Source organism: Aureimonas sp. SA4125 (assembly GCF_019973775.1).
GTDB lineage: Bacteria > Pseudomonadota > Alphaproteobacteria > Rhizobiales > Rhizobiaceae > Plantimonas.
The window spans coordinates 1-22,663 of sequence record NZ_AP025033.1 but is presented as its reverse complement, the minus strand read 5'-3'; the positions used below and the strand labels follow the sequence as shown (position 1 = coordinate 22,663).

18 protein-coding genes and 3 pseudogenes are annotated in these 22,663 nt (G+C 61.0%); 11 read left to right on the top strand and 10 right to left on the bottom strand.

Annotation, left to right across the window (positions count from 1 at the left end):
- Positions 1-107: 107 nt before the first annotated feature.
- On the bottom strand, positions 108-1,640 hold the full coding sequence (locus tag Sa4125_RS23585) for an altronate dehydratase family protein (RefSeq protein ID WP_224008470.1): 1,533 nt from the start codon (positions 1,638-1,640) through the stop codon (positions 108-110).
- A 241-nt stretch (positions 1,641-1,881) separates the two neighbouring features.
- On the opposite strand from Sa4125_RS23585, the gene Sa4125_RS23580 reads away from it, so the two are divergent.
- Genes Sa4125_RS23580 through Sa4125_RS23565 form a run of 4 tightly spaced genes read left to right on the top strand, consistent with a single transcriptional unit; the run spans position 1,882 to position 4,888 of the window.
- Positions 1,882-2,565, top strand: coding sequence for an amino acid ABC transporter permease (locus Sa4125_RS23580; RefSeq protein ID WP_224008467.1), 684 nt, complete (start codon positions 1,882-1,884; stop codon positions 2,563-2,565).
- A gap of 49 nt (positions 2,566-2,614) precedes the next feature.
- Complete coding sequence (locus tag Sa4125_RS23575; protein ID WP_224008464.1) at positions 2,615-3,265, top strand: amino acid ABC transporter permease; 651 nt, start codon at positions 2,615-2,617, stop codon at positions 3,263-3,265.
- A gap of 5 nt (positions 3,266-3,270) precedes the next feature.
- Positions 3,271-4,038 (top strand): amino acid ABC transporter ATP-binding protein, encoded by a 768-nt coding sequence (locus Sa4125_RS23570; RefSeq protein WP_224008461.1) that lies wholly within the window; start codon positions 3,271-3,273, stop codon positions 4,036-4,038.
- 46 nt (positions 4,039-4,084) lie between these two features.
- Positions 4,085-4,888: a transporter substrate-binding domain-containing protein gene (locus Sa4125_RS23565; protein WP_224008458.1), complete on the top strand. Its 804-nt coding sequence runs from the start codon at positions 4,085-4,087 to the stop codon at positions 4,886-4,888.
- An 892-nt stretch (positions 4,889-5,780) separates the two neighbouring features.
- Here the strand turns inward: Sa4125_RS23565 and Sa4125_RS23560 are convergent.
- The 6 genes from Sa4125_RS23560 to Sa4125_RS23535 form a co-directional block, all read right to left on the bottom strand.
- On the bottom strand, positions 5,781-6,713 hold the full coding sequence (locus tag Sa4125_RS23560; protein WP_224008455.1) for an FAD-binding protein: 933 nt from the start codon (positions 6,711-6,713) through the stop codon (positions 5,781-5,783).
- 226 nt (positions 6,714-6,939) lie between these two features.
- The gene (locus tag Sa4125_RS23555) at positions 6,940-7,689 is read right to left on the bottom strand and encodes an electron transfer flavoprotein subunit beta/FixA family protein (RefSeq protein WP_224008452.1); all 750 of its coding nucleotides are present in this window, start codon (positions 7,687-7,689) and stop codon (positions 6,940-6,942) included.
- A 137-nt stretch (positions 7,690-7,826) separates the two neighbouring features.
- Positions 7,827-9,278 carry an NAD-dependent succinate-semialdehyde dehydrogenase gene (locus tag Sa4125_RS23550; protein WP_275967479.1) on the bottom strand — a complete coding sequence of 484 codons (1,452 nt, stop codon included), beginning with the start codon at positions 9,276-9,278 and terminating at the stop codon, positions 7,827-7,829.
- A gap of 17 nt (positions 9,279-9,295) precedes the next feature.
- Positions 9,296-10,552, bottom strand: a complete 1,257-nt coding sequence (gene gabT / locus Sa4125_RS23545) for a 4-aminobutyrate--2-oxoglutarate transaminase (RefSeq protein WP_224008576.1) — start codon at positions 10,550-10,552, stop codon at positions 9,296-9,298.
- Between the two features lie 109 nt (positions 10,553-10,661).
- Positions 10,662-11,558, bottom strand: coding sequence for a LysR substrate-binding domain-containing protein (locus Sa4125_RS23540; protein ID WP_345944347.1), 897 nt, complete (start codon positions 11,556-11,558; stop codon positions 10,662-10,664).
- Between the two features lie 157 nt (positions 11,559-11,715).
- Entirely contained in the window at positions 11,716-14,247 is a 2,532-nt protein-coding gene (locus tag Sa4125_RS23535; RefSeq protein WP_224008449.1) for an FAD-dependent oxidoreductase, read from the bottom strand.
- A gap of 209 nt (positions 14,248-14,456) precedes the next feature.
- On the opposite strand from Sa4125_RS23535, the gene Sa4125_RS23530 reads away from it, so the two are divergent.
- Complete coding sequence (locus tag Sa4125_RS23530; RefSeq protein WP_345944346.1) at positions 14,457-15,440, top strand: LysR substrate-binding domain-containing protein; 984 nt, start codon at positions 14,457-14,459, stop codon at positions 15,438-15,440.
- Between the two features lie 374 nt (positions 15,441-15,814).
- Here the strand turns inward: Sa4125_RS23530 and Sa4125_RS23525 are convergent, their stop codons facing one another.
- A complete protein-coding gene (locus Sa4125_RS23525) occupies positions 15,815-16,762 on the bottom strand; it encodes a LysR family transcriptional regulator (RefSeq protein WP_224008443.1) in 948 nt (315 codons plus the stop codon).
- 102 nt (positions 16,763-16,864) lie between these two features.
- Here Sa4125_RS23525 and Sa4125_RS23520 point away from each other — a divergent pair, with 102 nt between their 5' ends.
- Positions 16,865-18,052, top strand: a complete 1,188-nt coding sequence (locus Sa4125_RS23520; protein ID WP_224008440.1) for an acyl-CoA dehydrogenase — start codon at positions 16,865-16,867, stop codon at positions 18,050-18,052.
- Between the two features lie 2 nt (positions 18,053-18,054).
- On the top strand, positions 18,055-19,236 hold the full coding sequence (locus Sa4125_RS23515) for a CaiB/BaiF CoA-transferase family protein (RefSeq protein WP_224008437.1): 1,182 nt from the start codon (positions 18,055-18,057) through the stop codon (positions 19,234-19,236).
- Between the two features lie 71 nt (positions 19,237-19,307).
- On the opposite strand, the pseudogene Sa4125_RS23510 reads toward Sa4125_RS23515, so the two are convergent.
- Positions 19,308-19,531 (bottom strand): annotated as a pseudogene (locus Sa4125_RS23510) (serine recombinase); the annotation flags it as partial.
- Here Sa4125_RS23510 and Sa4125_RS23505 point away from each other — a divergent pair.
- From Sa4125_RS23505 to Sa4125_RS23490, 4 genes and pseudogenes are all read left to right on the top strand, one after another.
- A pseudogene (locus Sa4125_RS23505) lies at positions 19,531-19,824 on the top strand (ATP-binding protein); the annotation flags it as partial. The pseudogenes Sa4125_RS23510 and Sa4125_RS23505 sit on opposite strands and share 1 nt — an antisense overlap.
- Before the next feature lie 2 nt (positions 19,825-19,826).
- A pseudogene (locus Sa4125_RS23500) lies at positions 19,827-19,958 on the top strand (transposase); the annotation flags it as partial.
- A gap of 690 nt (positions 19,959-20,648) precedes the next feature.
- A complete protein-coding gene (locus Sa4125_RS23495) occupies positions 20,649-20,999 on the top strand; it encodes a hypothetical protein (RefSeq protein ID WP_224008434.1) in 351 nt (116 codons plus the stop codon).
- Positions 21,000-21,093: 94 nt separating this feature from the next.
- On the top strand, positions 21,094-21,954 hold the full coding sequence (locus Sa4125_RS23490; RefSeq protein WP_224008431.1) for an IS5 family transposase: 861 nt from the start codon (positions 21,094-21,096) through the stop codon (positions 21,952-21,954).
- 33 nt (positions 21,955-21,987) lie between these two features.
- Here Sa4125_RS23490 and Sa4125_RS23485 read toward each other — a convergent pair whose 3' ends face one another.
- Positions 21,988-22,398 (bottom strand): ester cyclase, encoded by a 411-nt coding sequence (locus Sa4125_RS23485; protein WP_224008599.1) that lies wholly within the window; start codon positions 22,396-22,398, stop codon positions 21,988-21,990.
- Positions 22,399-22,663 lie beyond the last annotated feature (265 nt).

The window sequence follows — 22,663 nt, the reverse complement described above, 5'->3', positions numbered from 1 at the left end:
ACCAATGTCTGCTCATCCGTTCTCTAATCATGTCGATCTCGACCGAAGTGGTAGATCGAAGTCCGTCTGCTGTCACGACGTGTCGAAACACGCGGAGGACGTGGCGATCAGGTGACCGCGCCGAGCTGCCAGGGCACGAACTCATTGTCCCCGTAGTCGTAGGTCTCGCTCATGGTTTTCTCGCCGGACGCCACGGCGATCACCCTCTCGAAGATCCGGTGCCCCGCCGCCTCGATCGTGTCGTCGCCCGTAACGATGCCGCCAGTGTTGATGTCCATGTCCTCATCCATATGCTCGAACATGGCGGTGTTGGTCGCCACCTTGATGCAAGGCGCGGGCTTGAAGCCGGAAACCGAGCCGCGCCCCGTGGTGAATACGATCATGTTGCAGCCGCCCGCCACCTGGCCGGTCACCGCGACCGGGTCGTAGCCGGGCGTGTCCATGAACACGAAGCCCGTCCTGTCGATCGGCTCGGCGTACTCGTAGACGGCTTCCAGCGGCATGGTTCCACCCTTGGCGACGGCGCCGAGCGACTTCTCCAAGATCGTCGTCAAGCCGCCCGCCTTGTTGCCATGCGAGGGATTGTTGTTCAGTTCGGCGCCGTGGCGCTCTGTGTAGCCCTGCCACCAGTCAATTCGGTCCATAAGCTTCTGCGCGACGGCAGGCGAGGTCGCCCGGCGTGTCAGCAGGTGCTCGGCACCGTAGATCTCCGGGGTCTCGGACAGAACAGCCGTGCCGCCGTGCTGGACGAGCAGGTCCGAGGCGAGGCCAAGCGCGGGGTTGGCTGAGATTCCGGAGTAGCCGTCCGACCCTCCACATTGCAACGCCAGCTTCAGGCCGGAGAGCGGCTGCGCGGTCCGCTCCATGGCGTTGATGGCAGGTAGCATCCCGTCGATGATCGCGGACGCGGCCTCCACGGTCTTGCGGGTACCGCCGAGATTCTGGATCGTCATCGTCCTGAGGAACGGTCCTTCCTCGAGGCCGTACTTCTCGGTGATGAAGCTGATCTGGTTCGTCTCGCAGCCGAGCCCAATCATCAGGATGCCGGCGAAGTTCGGGTTGCGCGCATAGCCGCTGAGGACGCGGGTTAGGTAGAGGTAGCCCTCCGTCTTCATGTTGATGGCGCATCCGGTGCCGTGCGTGAGCGCGACGACGCCGTCGACGTTCGAAAAACCCGCAAGCCCGCCACCGCGGTTGTAGTGGTCGGCGATGGCCTTTGAGACCGTAGCCGAGCAATTCACCGACGAGATGATGCCGATGTAGTTGCGCGTGCCGACCTGACCGTCCGAGCGCTTGTAGCCCATGAAGGTGCGCCGCTCGGATACCGGCAGGAGTGGGGTGGGTTGGGCGTCGGCGGCGAACTGGTGAACGACGGCACTGTCGTGCATCGCCATGTTCTGGAGATGGACGTGCTCCCCGGAGAGGATGTCCCGCGTTGCGAAGCCGATCACCTGACCGTACTTCACGACGTCGCTGCCTTTGGCGATGGGTCCGAGGGCCAGCTTGTGTCCAGCCGGGACCTCCGTCGTAGCGAGCAGGCCGCCTGCGTTCTCGCCGGCGGTGATGGCCGATCTCGCGACTGCCACATTGTCTTTCGCATTGAGACGGATGGCAGGCAGGGACGCTGTAATGGCAGACATCAGGCATTTCCTCGGGTGGCTTGGACGCGTTCAAAATGGCTATTGCAAGCAATAGCCATCCATGTTAGCCATGATTTTGTCAAGTCGAATTGATTTCGGATGACAGGCCTTTGGGAGGAGGTTGCATGTTGTGCAAAGAGGAATTGGCCTGCTAGACGCTGTCGCCAAGTCGCCATGATGGATTTCCATCTACACCGCAGACTGTAGCGCCGCAGGATTACATCCTGCGTGAGGAATCGTCTTGTCTTACGTCTTTGATTTTAGCTTTCTACCGGACTATTACAGCGAACTCGCCAACGGCGTATGGCTGACAATTTGGATGACGGTCATCTCGATCATCCCCGGCTTCGCCCTTGGCACCGCCTGCGCGGTGGGTCGTCTATACGGGCCGCGATGGGTCCAGCGGATCGTCACGGTCTACGTCGAGGGCATCCGCAACACGCCCCTTATCATCCAGGTGTTCTGGCTTTTCTTCGGACTCGCCATTCTCGGCGCCCGGATCGGCCCGACGAACGCTGCCGTCATCGCCCTCGTCATCAACGTCGGCGCCTACACCGCCGAGATCATGCGGGCAGGCTTCCAGAGCGTGCACGGCGGCCAGCTTGAAGCAGGCTCCTGCCTTGCCATGAGCCGCAGCCAGCTCTTCTGGAACATCCAGCTCCCGCAGGCCGCAGAGCGCGTCTACCCGGCGCTCGTCAGCCAGTTCATTCTGATGATGCTCGCGACCTCGATCATGTCGCAGATCTCGGCCGAGGAATTGACGGGCGTCGCCTACCAGATCCAGTCCTTCACGTTCCGCGGGTTCGAGGTCTACATCGTCATCGCCGTGCTCTACCTGATCATGGCGACCGCCCTGCGCTTCCTGCTGCATGGCGTGGCGAACCTGGCTTTCCCGCGCCTTCGCCGTCTTCGGACGCCGCTGTGACCGGGCCGCGCACGTCCGTCCGCACCGCCATCGAACGGGGGAGCCTTGCATGTTCGGCCTGACGATCGACCAGATTCTCTACATCTTCCAGGGCGCCATTTGGACCATCGTCCTGTCTCTACTCGGCTTCGTTGGGGGCACGGTCCTCGGCCTTCCCCTCGCCATGGCCCGCGCCGCTCGCAAGCGCTGGATATCGCGTACCGCCAGCCTCTATGTACAGCTCGTCCAGGGCATCCCGCTCCCAGTACTCATGTTCGTGGTCTACTTCGGCATGAGCATCTACGGCTACAACGTGTCGGCACTGGTCGCCGCGGGCATGGCAATGACGCTCTACTCCAGCGCCTTCCTCGGCGAGATCTGGAAGGGCTGCCTCCAGTCGGTGCCGACGACCCAGTGGGAAGCCGGTGAATGCCTCGCGCTTACCTCGTACCAGCGTTTCGTCTTCGTCATCTTGCCGCAAGCACTGCGCATCGCCGTGCCGCCCACTGTCGGCTTCATGGTCCAAATTGTGAAGAACACGTCGTACTCGGTCGTCATCGGCTTCATCGACCTCACCTACTCGGCAAAGGTCATCAACAACTCGACGTTCAACCCCTTTGTCGTCTTCACGCTGGCCGCCCTCATCTACTTCGCGATCTGCTTCCCGATGTCGGTATTCGCCCGGCGGTTCGAGCGTCGCCTTCATCGAGTCCCGGAGTGATGGACATGCTGACCCAGACCTCGAGCGACCCCCTCGCATCGACCAGCGTCCCGCTCGTCCGCTTCGACGAGGTCCGCAAAAGCTTCGGCGCCCTCGAGGTTCTCAAGGGCATCACACTCGACATCAACGAGGGACAGGTGGTCGCCCTGATCGGCAAGAGCGGGTCCGGCAAAAGCACGGCGCTGCGCTGCATCAACGGGCTCGAAAAGATCAACGCGGGCCAGTTGACTGTATGCGGGCGTGACCTTCTCGCGCGCGACTTCGACCTGCGCGACCTGCGTAAGGAGGTCGGCATCGTCTTCCAAAGCTACAACCTTTTCCCGCACCTGACGGTCGAAGAGAACGTCACACTCGCACCTCGCAAGGTGAACGGGTTGAAGGGTGCGGCCGTCGGGGAACTCGCTGCCGAAGTGCTTGAGCAGGTTGGGCTTTCGGAGAAGGCCCAGAACTATCCGGAGCAGCTCTCCGGAGGCCAGCAGCAGCGGGTCGCGATCGCGCGGTCGCTAGCGATGCGACCGCGCCTGATGCTCTTCGACGAAATTACGTCGGCCCTCGATCCGGAACTAACGGGAGAGGTGCTCAAGGTGATCGCCAAGCTAGCGGCGAGCGGCATGACCATGGTGCTGGTGACCCACGAGATGGCGTTCGCCGCGAAGGTCGCGGACCAGATCGTGTTCATGCACGAGGGTCGCGTCTGGGAAAAGGGCGACGGCAAGATGCTGGCCGACCCGGCGACACCTGAGCTCCGGCAGTTCGTCGGCAACGGCCTTTGACGGTTTCCGCGTCCATTCCGGGCGTGGCATAATGGGAGGATACACCATGTCCAAGACATCACTTCTGGCGAGCATCGTTCTTGCGGCCAGCCTCGTTGCGTCCGTGGGGACGGCACTTGCCGCCACCCTGTCCGATATCAAAGCACGTGGCAGCATCATCGTCGCCGTTGACGTCAGCCATCCGCCCTACGGCATGCTCGACGGCACCGCCACAGAGACCGGCTCCGACGTCGAGACCGCGAAGCTTCTCGCCGAAGACCTTGGGGTGAAGCTCGAGATCGTGCCCGTATCCGGCGCGAACCGCGTGCCGTTCCTGCTCTCGAACCGCGCCGACGTGGTGATCGCATCGTTCTCGGTCACCGAGGAGCGCAAGAAGGTCATCGACTACTCCAAGCCGTATGGCGTTATCCCGGTCGTGATCTCCGGCCCGAAGGACACCAACATCAAAGCAGCCGCCGATCTCGCCGGGTTGGAAGTCGCCGTCGCGAGAGGCACCACGGCCGACATGGAGCTGACCAAGCTGATCAAGAGCAGCGACAGCGACGCCAGCATCGTCCGTTACGAGGATGAATCCACCACCAACACGGCGATGGCGACGGGACAGCAGAAGGTGTTCGCAGCAGCGCTCTCAACCGCTCAGGCCGTCGCCACGCAAAGCCCAGGTCTGGGACTGGAGATTAAGATGGAGCTGAACGCCTACCCGATGGCCATTGGTCTTCGCAAAGGTGACGCAGCATTCCAGGCGACAATCGACGGCTTCGTCGACACCAATCTGAAGAACGGAAAGCTCAATACGATCTACAAGAAATACTTTGGCCAGGACCTACCAGCCGAGATGGTAGCAAACTGATATCGCTTCAGCTTGTTCAAGGCGCTTGAACAACGACTCCGGTGCGCGTATCACTCTGCTAGAGGTTCGCGTGCCTTCAGTCCAACGGTGTTTTACTGAGCGTTGGATGTGTGAAGCGTCTCAGATATTCAAGCGGAGCAGGTTTACGGCGGCTATCGGTTTGGCCAGAAGAGCATCTCTCGGCGCCGTAACGCCGGAAATTATTTCCGTATTGGGCGACAAGCGGTACGACTTGACAAAGCCACTCTATCGACTGAGTTGAACTAGGTAACTTCACGCCACTCAGCCGTCACGGTCGGCTTTGATGCTTCCCGCAACTCGACAGCAACGTCGCCGGTGAACATTACGCCTGTGTCCCGGTGTTCCACCGACACGTAGGGTTTCGTGAAGTCAAATTGCTGCGCCGTTGGGCACAGGAGCCAGGAAGCACAGCTTGTTAAAGCCTTAGTTAGAGGATCTCGTCGTCCCTCCCATCTCCCAGATCTCTGCAAGCAGTTTCGACAACATCGTCAGCGTTCGGAACCCATACGCGATCATGCCGCCCATTTTGTCTCTCCGTCGCAGCTCTTCGCCTGGAAGCGCCAGATGCTGGAAGGTAGCCATGCTGCCGTCCGGGCGAACTGGTACTCTGGCAGGTCGGCTCCGCTTAGCCGCGCCGCCTCGAGTGGACCGCAGTCCCATACCCACACCGCTACAAAATGGTTAGGTAGCTCACCGCCAGGCTAATTTGACGGGCAGCCAAAAGCTGCCCGTCCTTGCGGTCACCGAGCGGCAGCGCAGACGTGGGAGTGCGCCACGCTGCCGCCTTTCGCCAGGCGCTACGCTGCGCACCTGTGCGAACCGAAAACTATTTGAACCCATGGATTCAGTTTTCGAGAGTACGCTGATCCCTTCATAGCTTTTCAGTCAATTCCGGAAGAAGCGTGAAGATGTCGCCGACAAGCCCGTAGTCGGCGACTTGAAAGATCGGTGCTTCCGCATCCGTATTGATAGCTACAATGATCTTGGAGTCCTTCATGCCAGCGAGATGCTGAATCGCACCCGATATGCCGCAGGCTATGTAGAGATCCGGTGCCACGACCTTGCCGGTCTGACCGACCTGCCAATCGTTTGGAGCATAACCGGCATCCACTGCCGCCCGAGATGCGCCGACTGCGGCTCCCAGCTTATCAGCGAAAGGCAGGACGAACTCATCGAACTTCTCTTTCGAACCGAGCGCCCGGCCGCCGGACACCACGATCTTAGCTGCCGCCAACTCGGGCCGATCCGAATGTGCCACCCGCTCCTCGACGAATGTGGAGAGATTGGGGTTAACCGTCGCTTCGAGGGCCGTGATCGGAGCCAGCGTTTCACAGAATTCAGCGGCCGGGAAGGAAGCGGAGCGCACTGTAACGACCTTCTTGAGGTCGGTCACCTGGACCATCTGCAGAGCATTTCCGGCATAGATCGGACGTTCGAACACGTCCGGGCCGTTAACGGCGGTTGCTTCCGACACCTGCATGACGTCGAGCAGAGCAGCGAGGCGCGGCATCACGTTCTTTGCAGTACTGGTCGCAGCCGCGACGAACGCGTCGTAGTTCGGACTGATCGCGACGAGCAGAGCTGCAAGCGGCTCCGCCAGACCGTTTGCGTAGGTCGGTGCGTCCGCCAGAAGAACTTTGGAGACGCCCCGCAATCGTGATGCCGCCGCCGCGACAGCTTCGGCGCCGGAGCCAGCGACGAGAACATGGACCTCTCCACCCATCGCAAGGGCGGCCGTCAGTGCCTTTGCAGTCTGCTCGTCAAGCGTATGATTGTCGTGCTGCGCAAGGAGAACGATGGTCATGACCTGGTACCTTTCGAGCCGTCCTGATGCAGCGGCTCCTCGATGTGATTGAAATCGCGAAGAGCGAGGGGACGCCTCCTTTCGGAACGCCTGTCATCGTGCCCTCGCGCACTTTCGAGGGCGGCTTTTGCTTTGTTCAGATCGCGTAGCGTCTGCTCCGACAAAGATCTGGTGCCGTTGGATGACGCCGAGCTTGGTCGATCGAACAGAGTCGATGGATCGTTCGTCATGTCAAACAGCCTGCAGTTTTCAGCTTCGCGATGAGTTCGTCGGCTGAGGCGACCTTCATGCCCGCGTCACGCCCTGTCGGTTCGGTGGTCTTCAGGATCTTGAGGCGAGGGGCTGGGTCCACACCGTAGTCGGACGCCGTCTTCTCTTCGAGGGTCTTCTTCTTCGCCTTCATGATGTTCGGAAGCGAGGCGTAGCGAGGTTGGTTGAGGCGCAGATCCGCGGTGACGATCGCCGGCAGCGCCAGAAGGATCGTCTGCAGTCCACCGTCGACCTCGCGGACCACCCTCACTTGCCTGTCCGCAACGGCTATTTCCGAAGCGAACGTGCCCTGCCCCCACTGCAGAAGGGCAGCCAGCATCTGGCCGGTCTGGTTGCAGTCATCGTCAATCGCCTGCTTGCCGAGGATCACAAGGTCGGGCTTCTCGGCTTCCACCACGCCCTTGAGGATCTTTGCCACGGCGAGAGGCTCGACGGGCCCAACTACGTTGACCAGAATGCCTCGGTCGGCGCCCATGGCAAGAGCCGTCCGGATTTGCTCCTGTGCAGCAGCGACGCCGATCGAGACGACGACGATCTCCGCAGCAAGCCCCTTCTCCTTCAATCGCAGCGCCTCCTCAACGGCGATCTCATCGAAGGGATTCATCGACATCTTGGCAGAGGCAAGATCCACCCCGGAGCCATCAGGCTTCACGCGGATCTTCACGTTGTAGTCCACCACACGCTTCACGGCGACGAGGATCTTCATGAGGATATCGTACCAAAGCCCGATCGATTCGAGACGGAGGTGCGCCTTTCTTCTTCAATGGATGACGGAGGAACGTGCGATAACGGCCTACCCGCGACGGCGAGACTGTCACAGTGTGTCAAAGGCCCCCGAAAATTTCAGCTCAGCCCGCCGATTAACATGTACTTGATCTCCAAATACTCCTCGATCCCGTGACGCGATCCCTCGCGTCCGAGACCCGATTCCTTCACGCCGCCGAAGGGCGCGACGTCGACACCGAGCAATGCCGAATTGATGCCGACCATCCCCGCCTCCAGCGCTTCGGCCACTCGGAACACCCTTGCGAGATCGCGAGCGTAGAAATAGGCGGCAAGGCCGTAGGGGGAGGCATTGGCCTGACGGATGGCGTCAGCCTCGTCCGTGAAACGGTAGACCGCGGCGACAGGTCCGAAGGTTTCTTCCCGTGTCATCACCATTTCCGTGGAAACCTCCGAAAGCACCGTCGGCTGAAAGAACGTTCCGCCGAGTTCGTGCAACTTTCCACCGATGACGAGTTTCGCACCCTTCTGCAGCGCGTCGGCGATGTGCATCTCCACCTTCTCGACCGCCTTCGTCGTGATGAGTGGTCCCTGCTGCACCCCTGCTTCGAGACCGTTCCCGACCTTCAGCGCGGCGACCTTCCCGGAAAGTCTCTCGACGAACTCGTCGTAGACCGCCTCCTGGACGTAGAGGCGGTTCGCGCAGACGCAGGTTTGTCCCATGTTGCGGAACTTCGAAATCATCGCACCCTCGACCGCGGCATCGAGGTCTGCATCGTCGAAAACGATGAAGGGGGCATTGCCGCCCAGTTCGAGTCCGACCTTCTTTACCGTCGACGCGGCCTGACGCATCAGAAGCTTACCGACCTCGGTCGATCCCGTGAAACTGATGGCACGCACAAGCGGATGTTCGGTCAGGACCTTTCCGATCGCGGCGGCGTCGCCCGTCAAGATGTTGAGAACGCCGGCAGGTAGGCCGGCGCGCTCGGCGAGCAGCGCAAGTGCAAGCGCCGTCAGGGGCGTTTCCGGAGCAGGCTTCACGACGACCGTGCAGCCGGCGGCAAGGGCGGGAGCGACCTTGCGTGTGATCATGGCGGCCGGAAAGTTCCAAGGCGTTATCGCTGCAACGACGCCGACCGGCTGCTTGATGACCATGATGCGGGCATCCGCCCGATGCGTAGGGATGGTCTCGCCGTAGATGCGGCGCGCTTCCTCGGCGTAGAATTCAACGAAGGACGCGGCGTAGTCCACCTCTCCCAGAGCCTCGGCCAGGGGCTTGCCCTGTTCCCGAGTCATGATTGTCGCGATATCCCTCCGATGGTTCAGGATGAGTTCGAACCATCTGCGCAGGATCGCGGACCGCTCCTTCGCCAATCGTTTCGACCACGCCGGAAACGCGACCGCGGCAGCTTCGACTGCCTGTGTCGCATCCATACTTCCCATCAAGGGCACGCGAGCGAGTTCCTGGCCGGTCGCTGGATCAAAGAAGGGCATTGTGGGCGTCCCGATCCACTCGCCGCCGATGAGACAGCGATCCGTCAGCAGACCGTTCGACAGTTCGGATAGTTCCATGTCCATAGCTCCGACCTTCAGGCCGCAAGCGCGATTTCTAGGATGCCGAGCCCCTCGTCGAGAACTTCATCGGAGATCGTCAGGGGGCAGAGGAGGCGGATCGTGTTGGCGTTCGTGCCGCACGACAGGAGGATGAGGCCGTTCTCATGCGCAGTGCGCGTCACGCGCTTCGTAGCTTCCGCGTCTGGCTCCGTGGAACCACGGTTCTTCAGTATGTCGAATGCCACCATGGCGCCGGGGCCGCGAAGCTCCGAGATCGGCAGGAGATGGTTGGACCGCGCCATCCGCCCGACGGCATTTCGGATGCGCTCGCCGATGGCTACGGCTCTTTCGAGAAGGTTTTCCTCCTCGAACACGTCGAGCACTGCCAAAGCGGCGGCGCAGGCAAGCGGACTGCCCGCATAGGTGCCGCCCAGCCCCCCGGGGTCGGCCGTGTCCATTATCGCCGCCCTGCCGACGACGCCGGAAAGAGGCATTCCTCCCGCAAGGCTCTTCGCCAGACACATCAGATCGGGTTGGACATCGTAATGTTCCATGGCGAACATCTTCCCGGTCCGCCCGAATCCTGTTTGCACTTCGTCCGCGATGAGTACGATTCCATGCGCGTCGCAGACTGCCCGCAGGCCGCGCATCAGATCGCCGGGTACCTGATGGAAGCCTCCCTCACCCTGAACCGGCTCCACGATAATCGCGGCAACACGCGAAGGATCGATGTCCGCCTTGAAGATGAAGTCGAGATAGCGGAGCGATTCCGCAGTCGTGACGTCGTTGGCGTCGGTCGGGAACGGAACGTGCCAGATGTCGGCTACCGCGGGCCCGAGGCCCTTTTTGTAGGGAACGACCTTACCGGTCATCGCGGACGCGACAATCGTACGGCCATGGAAGCTGCCGGTGAAAGCGACCACGCCGGCCCGGCCCGTCGCGGCTCTCGCGATCTTCACGGCATTCTCGGTGGCCTCGGCGCCGGTCGTGAAGAAGGCGGTCTTGACCGCTCCGGAAATCGGCACGAGGGCGTTGAGCCGCTCGGCCAGCTCAACGTAGGGCTCGTAGGGCAGGACCTGAAAACAGGTATGCGTGAAACGATCCAACTGGCCTCGGACGGCATCCAAAATCTTCGGGTGTCGATGTCCGGTGTTCAGAACCGCGATCCCGCCGGCGAAATCGACGTACCGGCGGCCTTCGACGTCCCAAACCTCGCTGTTTTCCGCCCGGTCGGCGAAGATTGGAGTGACGTGCCCGATGCCGCGTACGACAGCGGAGTTTCTACGCGTCATCAGATCGACATTTGTGGCCACGTGCTCGCTCTCCACCTTGCAGACGGCTGCAGAGATCCAATGTTTCAATTCGTTGAACAATCAGTTTTAAGGTACGGACTGGTGCGTTCTATGCACCGGATTTTCGGATCGCGAGCGCGTCGTGGAGCCAGCTTCGGAGGGCGCGCAGGCTCGGTTCCTCCCAGCGACTTGCCAGCGAAACGATCTGATAGGACGACATTCGGGTTTCGGACGAGATCACTTCCACCAAGCTTCCGCTCGAAATCTCCTCCTCGACGAGAAGCTCATTGGCGAGCGCGATGCCTTGGCCAAGACGAGCTGCCTCGATGGCTACGTGCGAGTGCCAAAGGCGCTGTCCGCCAAGGAGGGGCACGCGGCCGATGCCGGCCTCAATCAGCCAGGCCGTCCAGTATGCAGTGGTTTCCTCGTGAAGTAGAGGCGCGACGACGAGCTTCTCCAAGGTATCGATTTTTGTATGACGAGCCAGAAATGCTGGGCTTGCAACTGGAAAGACGCGGGGACGTGCGAGACTTTCAGCGCGAAGGAGGCCGTCCAACTCCGGCCTGTCCGAGTACATGATGCTGGCATCGGCTTCCCCAGTTTCCAGACGCGGCAACGCAAGGGTCGGTCGAAGATTTATCGCCAGTCGCATCGAATGCTTGTTCAGTTGGGGTAGTTGAGGCAGAAGCCGCCGGCTGATGATTCCCGGCATGCACCAGACCTCGAGGTGGCGGCTGCTCGAGCCTCGAATCTCGGTGGTCGCGGCGCGAAGGAGAGAGAAGGCCTTGACGATCTCCGCATGATAGATGCGCCCGGCCGGAGTGAGAATGATCCCACGGCCCTCAGGCTGGAACAAAGCTACGCCGAGCGATTCCTGCAGATGGCGAAGATGCCGGGACACCACGGTGTGGCTGACGCCGATCTCGTCTCCCGCAGATCGGACGCTCCCCGTCCGACCTACGGCCTCGAAGGCTTTCATGGCCGTCAGCGAAGGAAGGGTCGACAACGGTAAGGTCCCCTTGGTCGGAGGCGGGACCGATGCGAGCCCGGGCCTTCATTTCGTCGTGGTTCGTATCCGGCAAGCGCATCCAGGCGAGAGGGCCTTCTTCTCGCATATCGAGGGGCTGGTGCGCGACAGGCGTTCCCGTCGCCCGTATCTCAACTCAGATGAACATGCGTCCTGCATCAGGATCATACATCGGATCGAGAGATGCTCTCGCCGGTACGATGCGGTCTGCGATCTGCAGCGTGAAGGCACCGCCTGCGACTAGGTCCGCGGTCACGCCATCCTCGTGGGAAACATAGCCGAGGCCGACCGAGCCGCCGAGCGTATGCCCGTACATGGCCGACGTGACCATGCCGACGCGTTCGCCGCGATGAAGGATCGGCTCGTTGTGGAAGAGGTTCTCCTTTGGATCCTCAAGGAGGAATTGCACGAGACGTCGCCTGCGCGGCTTGTCGCGCAGATCGACGAGGGCATCGCGGCCGATGAAGCCCCCGGGCTTATTCCAGGCGCATGTGAATCCGAGATCAGCGTCGAGCGGCGTGTCGTCGGAACCGATGTCGTGCGACCACTCGCGAAACCCCTTCTCGATCCGCAGCGAGTTCAGCGTGTGGTAGCCGCAATGACGAAGGCCATGCGCCGCCCCCGCCTCGAGGAGCGCGTCGTAGACGCCGGGGGCGAAGGGCGCCGGGATGTAGAGTTCCCATCCGAGCTCGCCGACGTAGGACAGCCGCATGGCGAGCAGCGTCGCGTAGCCGATCTGCACCTCGCGCACCGTGCCGAAAGGGAAGGCCGCGTTCGACCAGTCTCCCGTGGCGACGCTGGAAAGGAGCGCCCGTGCGTTTGGTCCCTGGACGTTCAGCATGCACCATGCGTCCGAGATGTCGGTCAAGACGCAGTGCGAAGCGGGTTCGAAATGATTGCGCAACCACGCCGTGACGTGCGTGGCGGTGAAGGCGGGTGTTAGGAGGAGGTATTGGTCCGCCGCGAGACGCGTGATCGTGATATCGGCCTCGATGCCGCCGCGGACGTTGAGGAATTGTGTGTAGACGACCTTTCCGATCGGCACGGACAGGTCAGCGGAGGCGATGCGGTTGAGACAGGGTTCCGCATCACGGCCCTGTACGAGCAGCTTCGCGAACGAGGACTGCTCGAACATCCCGACCTGTTCGCGCACGGCCCTATGCTCGGCCGCATTGTTCTCGAACCAGTTCTGCCGGCTCCACGAATGTCGGTATTCCGGCGTCTGTCCGGGATTTGCAAACCAGTTGGGGCGCTCCCACCCAGCGGCCTCGCCGAAGCAGGCACCTGCGGCTGCCATGCGATCGTGCAGCATGCTACGTTTAACGCCGCGAGCGGTCTGCCACTGCCGGAAAGGCCAATGGTCCTGATAGCCGATCCCAAGAGACTCCACTAGGCGGTCGGCAAGATAACTGGTGTTGTTCTGCCAGTGATGCGTTCGGTTGATGTTGACGGACCAGACGTCCATAGGGGGATGGCCGTTCGCGATCCAGTGGGCCATGACGAGGCCAACGCCACCGCCGGATAGAATGCCGAGTGAATTGAAGCCTGCGGCCACGAAGAAACCTTTCAGTTTCGCCGCTTCACCCATCAGATAGTTGTGGTCGGCGGTAAAGGATTCGGGGCCGCAGAACAAGAGCTTGATGCCGGTCTGCGCGAGGATCGGGACACGCTCCATCGCCCTTTCCAAATAGGGCTGAAGACGGTCCCAATCCGGCTGGATCTCACCGAAGGTGAAGTCGTCCGGCACCCCTTCCAGCGCCCATGGCCTGGCGGCATCTTCGAAGATGCCGACCATGATCTTGCCGGCCTCCTCTCGGACGTAGGCCTGGCGAGCGGGATCGCGCAGGATCGGCAGGTTGGTGTGCACTCCTGCGACGGAGTCGGAGATGAGGTAGTAGTGCTCCGCCGCCTGCAGCGGAATGTCGATACCGGCGAGGCGACCGATCTCGCGAGCCCACATTCCGGCGCAGTTCACCACTATCGACGTTTCGATGCGACCTAGACTCGTGTCGACCGCGATGACTTTTCCTGCTTCGGACTCGATCGCTCCGACCGAGCAGTTCTCGAAGATTTGCACCCCGGCCATACGAGCGCCTTTGGCGAGGGCCTGAGTTACATCGGTGGGATTGATTCGCCCGTCGTGTGGAAAGTGGAACGCTGCCTGAACGTCGCCCGTATAGGCGAGAGGCCACATACGCTGAACCTCGGCGGGCGAAATCTCCTCGCATTCTATATTCCAGACCTTGGCAGCCTGTAAGCCGCGGCGCATTTCCTCCGCCTTGTCCGGTGTGCAGGCCAGCTGAATGGAGCCGCAGCCGATCAAACCGGTTGCCTGCCCGGTTTCTTCTTCGAGGCGGCGGTAGAGGCCCTGGGTGTAGAGCGCCAGTTTCGTCTGTGTCTCGGTGTCGCGCAACGTCGTGAGAAGACCAGCGGCATGCCAGGTGGTTCCGGACGTCAGCTGGGCGCGCTCGATCAGCACGACGTCCGTCCAGCCGAGCTTCGCCAAATGGTAGGCAACCGAACACCCGACCACACCGCCGCCGACCACGACAGCACGGGCTCGGGTCGGCAATACCTTTGAAGACTGCGTCATGACGATCGAAGCTCCTGACTTGAAGTTGGTTGTCGCCGGCATGGCCAGGATCGCTACGCTGACATTCGCCGGCATGCATGCCGCGCATCGTCGGGCATGATTGGACCCATAACCTGGAGAGCGGTTGGCTCAGGTACTATCTGCAACATACGTGACGCGGAGCCCGAAGAGTGGCATGTAAATCGGCATGAGCGGTTCGTTTTTGATACCACTCGCTGTCGGCGGCGGGAGAGCCGAGGAGCTTTCGGCACGAGGCGGCATGGCCGCATAATGGAGCGAACAACATGTCGTCTGGGAAACGAGTCAGGCCGGCACTGAGTTCGACCGTTGGCGGGACAGGAAACGACCCAAGGATGCCGCCGCTTCACCTCCTGCGCGCCTTCGAAGCCACCGCTAGAATGGGGAGCATGCGGCAAGCCGCGGTCGATCTCGGCACGAGCCATCCCGTCGTAAGTCGCCACATCGAATCGCTTGAGTCGTGGATGAAGACGCGTCTTTTCGAGATGGGCCCGCGAGGAGCCGTACTCACGCACGAGGGGAAGACACTCTTCTCCGCCGTAGGCCGTGCCTTTCGGCTGATCACCGCGGCTGCTGCGGAAATCAATCCTCCGCCATCGAGAAGGACGATACGCATCTGGTGCATGCCCGGTCTCGCCACGCGTTGGCTGACTCCACGGCTGTCGAGCATAAGGGCGTTCTTTGACAAAGGTGACATCGTCATCCGCGCAAGTGACCGCCTGCCTGACCTGGAAGGCGGGGAAGCTGAAATCATGATCGGTTACGGGAGCCTGGAGGACTTTCCCGAAGGCGCGAAGCTGTTGATCCGACCAGGTCTATTCCCCGCCGCGAGCGCCCAGTGGGTCGAGCTGCATGGCCACCCTGTTTCGATATCGACAATACCCGGGGAAATGATGATCCATGAGGACACGAGACGTCATTGGGCGGAATGGTTGGAGAAAGCCGAAATGACGATCGAGGGACCGCTCAGCGGCCCGCGCATGTCGGACGCCAATCTCGGATTCGACGCTGCCTTGAGCGGGCAGGGCGTTTCACTGGTCAGCCGCTTGTTGGCGGCGAACGATCTCGCCGCGGGACGACTGATCCGTCTTTCGGACCGGGAAGTGGCACTAGGCGCGTATTACATCGTTACCGCGACTTCGGTTCGGGACTATAAAAGCGTCGCGACATTCACAGCCTGGTTGAAGGACAGCTTAACTCTTAGCGAATGCGACGCTTCTCCCCCGGAGATTTCGTTATCGTACACTTGACGCTCTGCTCGAAGTCTCGACGCGACAATGGAATCGATTTCTGGTCCGTCATTCAATTAGCCAGAACCCGTATTATCCGCAATTAAAGCATTACTATCAATTTTACCGGAAATGAAATCAATTTTATATAGCAACCATCACTGTTAGACAGATAGAATGTAGAGCATATTTTTGCTGTATTCAATATCTGTACGATATTGCTTTCAACAATATTCCCGCGTGGGCTTTCCGTCGAGTGGCAGAGCATGGTGAAGCGCACCATGCGCCGTTCAACGCCCTCAAACACCTTTGCCTGAAAGCAGCGAATGCCACAGGTCGACCACGCCGCGGCTTAAGTGTGAGGGCCGGACGTGGCGGGCAATCCGGCGTCGCCGTCACTTCGGGTCGTTCGAAAACTGATGGGCGTTGATCTTCCGGGTATGTGGATGTGGCGTGCTGGCTTCTCCAAGGATCCAATCGCTGAAGGCAGCCAATGCCGTGCCGCCGCGCTCGAAGGATGGCGCGACCAGATAGTAGGCGCTCGGGCTGTCTACGACATCGGGATAGGCGATCACGAGATGACCTTCGGAGAGCTCCGCTTCGATGAGGAAGAGCGGCATCAACGCTACACCCAGGCCAGCCATTGCCGCCTGAGCAACCAGCGCGAACTGCTCGAAACGCATGCCCTCCCCGCCTGTTTGCCGAAGCCCAGACGCTGCGAACCAGTCGCCCCAGGCTCCTGGACGCGAAGCTATGTGGAACCGCGGTAGCGCTACGAGATCGGAGGGACCTGTGATCTTGTGGTGCGCCAGAAAATCCGGGCTGCAGACGGGCGCGACGGTCTCACCCATCAGAAAGCGGCATTCCGCGCCCGGCCAGACTGGCCGTCCGATGTGAATCGCCGCATCAAGGCGCTCGTGCGCGAAGTCGAAGTGGCCGATGCGGGTCGCGAAGTTCAGCGTGATGCCGGGATGTGCGGCCACGAAGCGTGGAATGCGCGGCATCAGCCAGCGGGTGCCGAAGGTCGGCAATATCGCGAGATCGAGCGTTTCGGCATTGCGCTTCGTCATGAGCTGGAGCGTGACACGGCGAATCTCACCGAGCGCAGGTTCGATGGCGGCAGCATAAACCCGTCCTGCTTCCGTCAAATCCACGGAGCGGCTGGTGCGCTCGAAAAGCGATGTGCCGAGCTGCGCTTCAAGAAGCGCAACCTGGCGGCTGACGGCGCTCTGCGTCAACGAAAGCATCTCCGCAGCGGCCGTGAAGCTGCCAGTCCGTGCTACCGCGTCAAAAGCTGCAAGTGCGCCGGTCGAAGGGAGAAGCTTGCGCATGAAGATCGACATGGTCCATTCCTAAACCGAATAGATCCACGCGTAAATCGAGTTGGTCGCATCTGCCAGACATGGATTATGCAGGAGGTTGGACCGACACGGAGGAAACCGATCATGGCTGAGCGAAACGTCTTCGAGTGGAGCGATCCCTTCCTGATCGAGAACCAGCTCGGGGCGGAGGAGCGGATGATCCGCGACGCGGCCGCCGCCTTCGCCGAAGCTGAACTGCGTCCACGCGTGAACAGTGCATATCTCGACGAGCGGATGGATGCCGAACTCTTCCGTCTGATGGGAAAAGCTGGTCTCCTGGGGGTCACGCTGCCCGACACCTACGGCGGGGCCGGTGCCAACTACGTCTCCTATGGACTTGTCGCGCACGAGGTCGAAAGTGTGGACTCTGGATATCGCTCGATGATGTCGGTTCAGTCCTCTCTCGTGATCTACCCGATCTTCGCCTATGGCTCGGAAGAGCAGAGGCAGACATACTTGCCGGGCCTCGTCTCGGGCGAACTCATCGGGTGCTTCGGCCTGACCGAGCCCGATGCTGGGTCCGATCCCGGCGGCATGACGACGCGGGCCGAGAAGACAGCGGACGGCTACCGCCTTTACGGCGCCAAGACCTGGATCTCCAACGCGCCGATCGCGGACGTCTTCGTTGTATGGGCTAAATCCGCGGCTCATGGTGGCGCGATCCGTGGCTTCGTCCTGGAGAAAGGCATGAAGGGTCTCTCAGCTCCCAAGATCGGCGGCAAGCTCTCGCTACGCGCTTCGATCACGGGCGAGATCGTGATGGACGGCGTCGAGGTCGGCGAGGGGGCTCTGCTGCCGAACGTTTCCGGCCTGAAAGGTCCGTTCGGCTGTCTCAATCGCGCCCGCTACGGCATTTCCTGGGGCGTTCTCGGCGCCGCGGAGGACTGCTGGCATCGGGCGCGTCAATATGGGCTCGACCGCAAACAATTCGGACGGCCGCTGGCCCAGACGCAGCTCTTCCAGAAGAAGCTCGCCGATATGCAGACCGAGATCGCGCTCGGGATGCAGGCCTCGCTGCGAGTCGGGCGACTACTCGACGAAGGCAGGATGGCGCCGGAGATGATCTCGATCGTCAAGCGCAACAATTGCGGCAAGGCGCTCGACATCGCGCGCGCCGCACGTGACATGCATGGCGGCAACGGCATCCAACTCGAATATCAGGTGATGCGCCATGCCCAGAACCTGGAGACCGTCAACACATATGAGGGCACACACGACGTTCATGCGCTCATACTCGGTCGCGCTCAGACCGGCCTCCAGGCGTTCTTCTGACGATGGGGCCGGATGTTGCGCCGCCCCTCCGCGGGCTGAAGGTGCTCGAACTCGCACGGATTCTTGCCGGACCGTGGATCGGCCAGACGTTGGCCGATCTCGGCGCCGACGTCATCAAGGTCGAAAGTCCCGATGGCGACGACACGCGAAGCTGGGGTCCCCCCTTTATCGAGCGGGACGGCGAGCGTTCGGCAGCCTATTTCCACGCCTGCAATCGCGGAAAACGTTCGATCGTCGCCGACTTCGTGACGGAGACAGGCCGAGAAATCGTCTTGAAGCTCGCCGCGAGCGCGGACATTCTCATAGAAAACTTCAAGGTCGGAGGGCTCGCCAAGTACGGGCTCGACTACCCGAGCCTTGCGGCTATCAATCCGCGCCTCGTCTACTGCTCGGTGACGGGTTTTGGCCAAGACGGGCCGGAAGCTCGGCGGGCGGGCTACGACTTCATGATTCAAGGCATGGCCGGGATCATGGACCTGACCGGTGATCCCGCCGGCGAACCGCAGAAGATCGGCGTCGCCTTTGCCGACATCTTCACCGGCGTCTACGGCGTAGTCGCGATCCAGGCGGCGCTTTGGCAGCGTCAGACAACCGGTCGTGGCAGCCATATCGACATGGCGCTCTTCGACTGCATGACGGGTGTTCTCGCCAATCAGGCAATGAACTTCCTCGCCTCCGGAGCGACGCCGCGCCGGCTCGGCAATGCTCATCCGAACATTGCACCGTACCAGACCCTGCCAGTATCGGACGGACACGTCATCATTGCCTGCGGCAACGACGGCCAGTTTTTCCGCCTGGCGAGCCTTCTGGGCCTCCCACAGCTACCAACAGATGCGCGCTTTGCGACGAACCCCGCACGCGTCACTCATCGAGAGCCTTTGACAACTCTGTTGGAGGAGGCGACTTCGCGCTGGAGACGGAACGAACTGCTGGCTGCCCTCGAAGTAGCGGGCGTACCGGCCGGTCCGATCAACACGGTCGCCGAAGTGTTTGCCGAACCCCAATTTCAACATCGCGGAATGGCGATCGAAGCCGGCGGCATTCCCGGTGTGCGAACCCCGATCACGCTGCGTGGCTCGACTCTCGATCTCTCCCGTCCCGCACCACAGCTCGGAGAACACGGAGATGAAATTCGCCACGCTCTCGCTGAAGAAGCCGTCTGGCCGACGCATGCAGTGGCTTAGCGTGCACCGTCCAGATCCCGCTCCACCGCAGCGATCACGTCGTTTGCCGATCGCTCGATCTGGCTACAGGCCAGGAGGAAGGTCATCCTGATGGCCGCCGAGCGAAGCCAGAGGAAGACCTGACGCCCACTGCCCAACTCGCGGAAATTGGCGAAGACGAGCCGGATCGCCTGGCGGACATGCATTCGTCCGGATCTATCGCGATCCGGCCCGCCTCGCGCCAGCAGAAGCGGGGCGGGAGCATGAACCGGAACTCGCCGCGCCGCGCCTTGGAATCGCGAGCGGCGATGCCGCGCGGCCATCGGCTTCGCGCTCATCGAGAACGGGGCCAAGGTCTTCTTCGCCCGCACCACCGATCTCGTTCAAAAGCTCCAGGTCGCTCGTCGCGACCTCGTCCTCGATGCCGCCATCGCAAGGCTAGACCGCTTCGATCTCCTCATCCTCGACGATCTTGCCTACGTCACCAAGGATCAGGCCGAAACGAGCGTCCTCTTCGAGCTCATCTCCGCGCGCTACGAACGGCACTCGATGCTCATCACCGCCAACCAGCCCTTCGGCGAATCGGGCCGCATCTTCCGGGACCCGGCGGCTTCACCTCAGGTCGCCACTTCGCCGCATGGCTCGGTCTGACGCCGAAACCGCATTCGAGCGGCGGCAAAGAGCGGCTCGGGGGAATATCGAAGATGGGCAACCCGACACTGCGATCGTTGCTCTTCGTCGGAGACTCCCAGGCTGATTGTCGCGCCGCAGGCCCAGTGCGACAATGCGCGAAAAGCGCGTCAGCTTGATCCAGCCACTCGCATCGCGAACTTCATCAAGGCCAGCGGTCAACCACCGCAATCAATGGCCGTACATATGACCACACCGTCCAAGCTCGGCTCCTCGTTCGAAAAATGCACTTGCCCGCGTGTCCCGTTCCACATATGTCGCTCTACATCATGTTCACCTCCTAATCCTCGCCTTCGCCAGTCTGCGTCGGAAAGGAGCAAATCAGATGAGGCAGCAGGCTACGACCAGGGAACATTTCAGGCGAGGCGATGCGCCGTCCCGCGGCAACACTGACACCACGCCCTACGCCGGAGCGTTGTAGCCTCGAGCGCCACCGTTGGAAGGGCAACAGTGGCTGCCATCCTCGTCGAAGCGATACTCCGGGCTCGTGGGCCAGTCACGATTGGCGAAGTCTCAGAGTGTTTAGGGTGCTGTGGCATGCAAGGTATCAGATGCACTATGCGACGGAGCCGGCTCTCGTTCCGTTTACGCAAATGGCATGCAGCAAAGTTGCCCGTGCCCAAGCGCCGCCGCCGCCTCGCTTAACTTCATAAAGGCCCATATCTGCGATTTTGAATAGAGCGTCCTCGGTTTTGCCATCCTGAGGGCAAAGGGCGACGCCCGCCGAGATCATTGCAATCTTCGTGCGCCGTTGGCAGGTCGAGGTGACCTTCGCCGAGGTCCGCGCCCATCTCGGCGTCGAGACCCAGCGCCAATGGTCGGGCAAGGCCATCGAACGCACCACCCCGGTGCTCATGGGCCTCTACAGCCTGATCACCCTTTGGGCTGAGGATCTGCTTCGACAGGGCGCTGCACCCTACGCCGCCGCCTGGTACCGCAAACGCGTCTTCACATTCACCGACGCCATTGCCGCTGTCCGGCGCCAAATCTGGATCGGTGACATTAACGACAACTTCCCAAACCAACGCGATACGCCCGAAATCCCGCCCGACCGCATCAGACGCATGGCTGACGCTCTCTGCTTCGCCGCATAATGCGCAAAGTCGAGCTAAGAGGCTGGCGCGAAAAGGGTTGAGCGATATCAGTGAGTTGTGATTCACGTCGGTTTGCGAGACTGACGGAGAGATCATGGCTTGGACCGATACCGCTCGCGCGAAATATGCGCGCGTTTCCAAACGCTATGCAAGTGATGTGACGGATGAAGAGTGGTCGCTGATTGAAGGACTGCTGCCGCCAAGGCGGCGACCGGGGCGTCCGCGCAAGACCGATCTTCGGGAGGTTTTGAACGCGCTTCTCTACATTGCCACGACAGGCTGCCAGTGGCGAATGCTGCCCGGCGACTTCCCGCCACGCTCGACGGTGCAACGCTATTTCTACGACTGGCGGGACCGGGGTTTGATGCCCCGGATCAGCCACCACCTGGTGATGGAGGCACGGGAGATGGAAGGCCGGGAGGCGAGCCCGACCGCGGGGGTTATCGACAGCCAGAGCGTCAAAACGACTGAAAGCGGAGGACCTTGCGGGTTCGACGCTGGGAAGACCGCGACAAACTGCGTTTGCGCTGAAGTAAAGGGTCGCAAGCGCCATATCCTGACCGACACGCTCGGCCTTCTGGTGGGTCTCGTGGTCCACACCGCCGATATCCAGGATCGTGATGGCGCGCCGCTCGTGCTGAAATCGATCCGGAAGCGATGGCCTTGGCTGCGCCATGTCTTCGCCGATGGCGGCTACGCAGGCCCGAAGCTGACCGATGCCTTGCGCGATCTCGGCAAATGGACCGTCGAGATCATCAAGCGCGCCGACACCGCCAAAGGCTTCGAACTCCTGCCCCGCCGATGGGTCGTCGAGAGGACCTTCGCTTGGCTCGGCCGCTGTCGTCGCCTCGCAAAGGATTGGGAGAAAACCGTCGCCTCCGCAGAAGCATGGACCTGGATCGCCCACATTCGACTCCTCACGCGACGCCTCGCAAGGCATTGCAATGCCTCATGAAGTTTCGAGTCCGGCTCTAAACGACAATAACTGTCAATTCGCATTGTTTCCGTCAAACATTGTGTTCCCGTTTGGGGAGGCTTCTTCTGGAACCGGCTGCATGACATCCCAATGCTCGACAATTTTACCGTCCTCGACACGGAAGATGTCAACTATCGCATTACCAGTTACGTCAGGTGTTTTCTTTGAGTGCGAGTGCAAGACAACCAAGTCTCCCTCCGCGATAACACGCTTTATTTCGTTAGAAGCCTCAGGATTTTCCTGGAAATACTTGGTAAAATAACCATAGAATGGCTTCGGACCATTTGGCACTCTCGGATTATGCTGAATATAGACAGGACCAATATGAAGATCCGCCGCTTCTTTCGGCTTACGCTCTTTGAACGCCATCGTGTAAAAATCAACTACGACTTTCTTGTTGGCTTCTTCTAAGGGGCCGGCCATCGCCGGGGCTGCGCTGTCTATTGCAAATACTGTCACTGCCAACAGAGCCAGGGTAACAGCAATTCCACGCGATGATGCACTCATATTTAGCGTCCCATTGATCCAAGCTTACACCTAAAAATCTATTCATCAAAAATCGCCGACAGTCAAACTATCGCTATCCGACTTTTCCCGGTTCTGCGTGCCCGGCGCAGACATGCTATGCGGAATATTGGCCACGAGGCATTGTTCAAAGCAGTTTCTACGATTTCCAGCATGCGGGAAG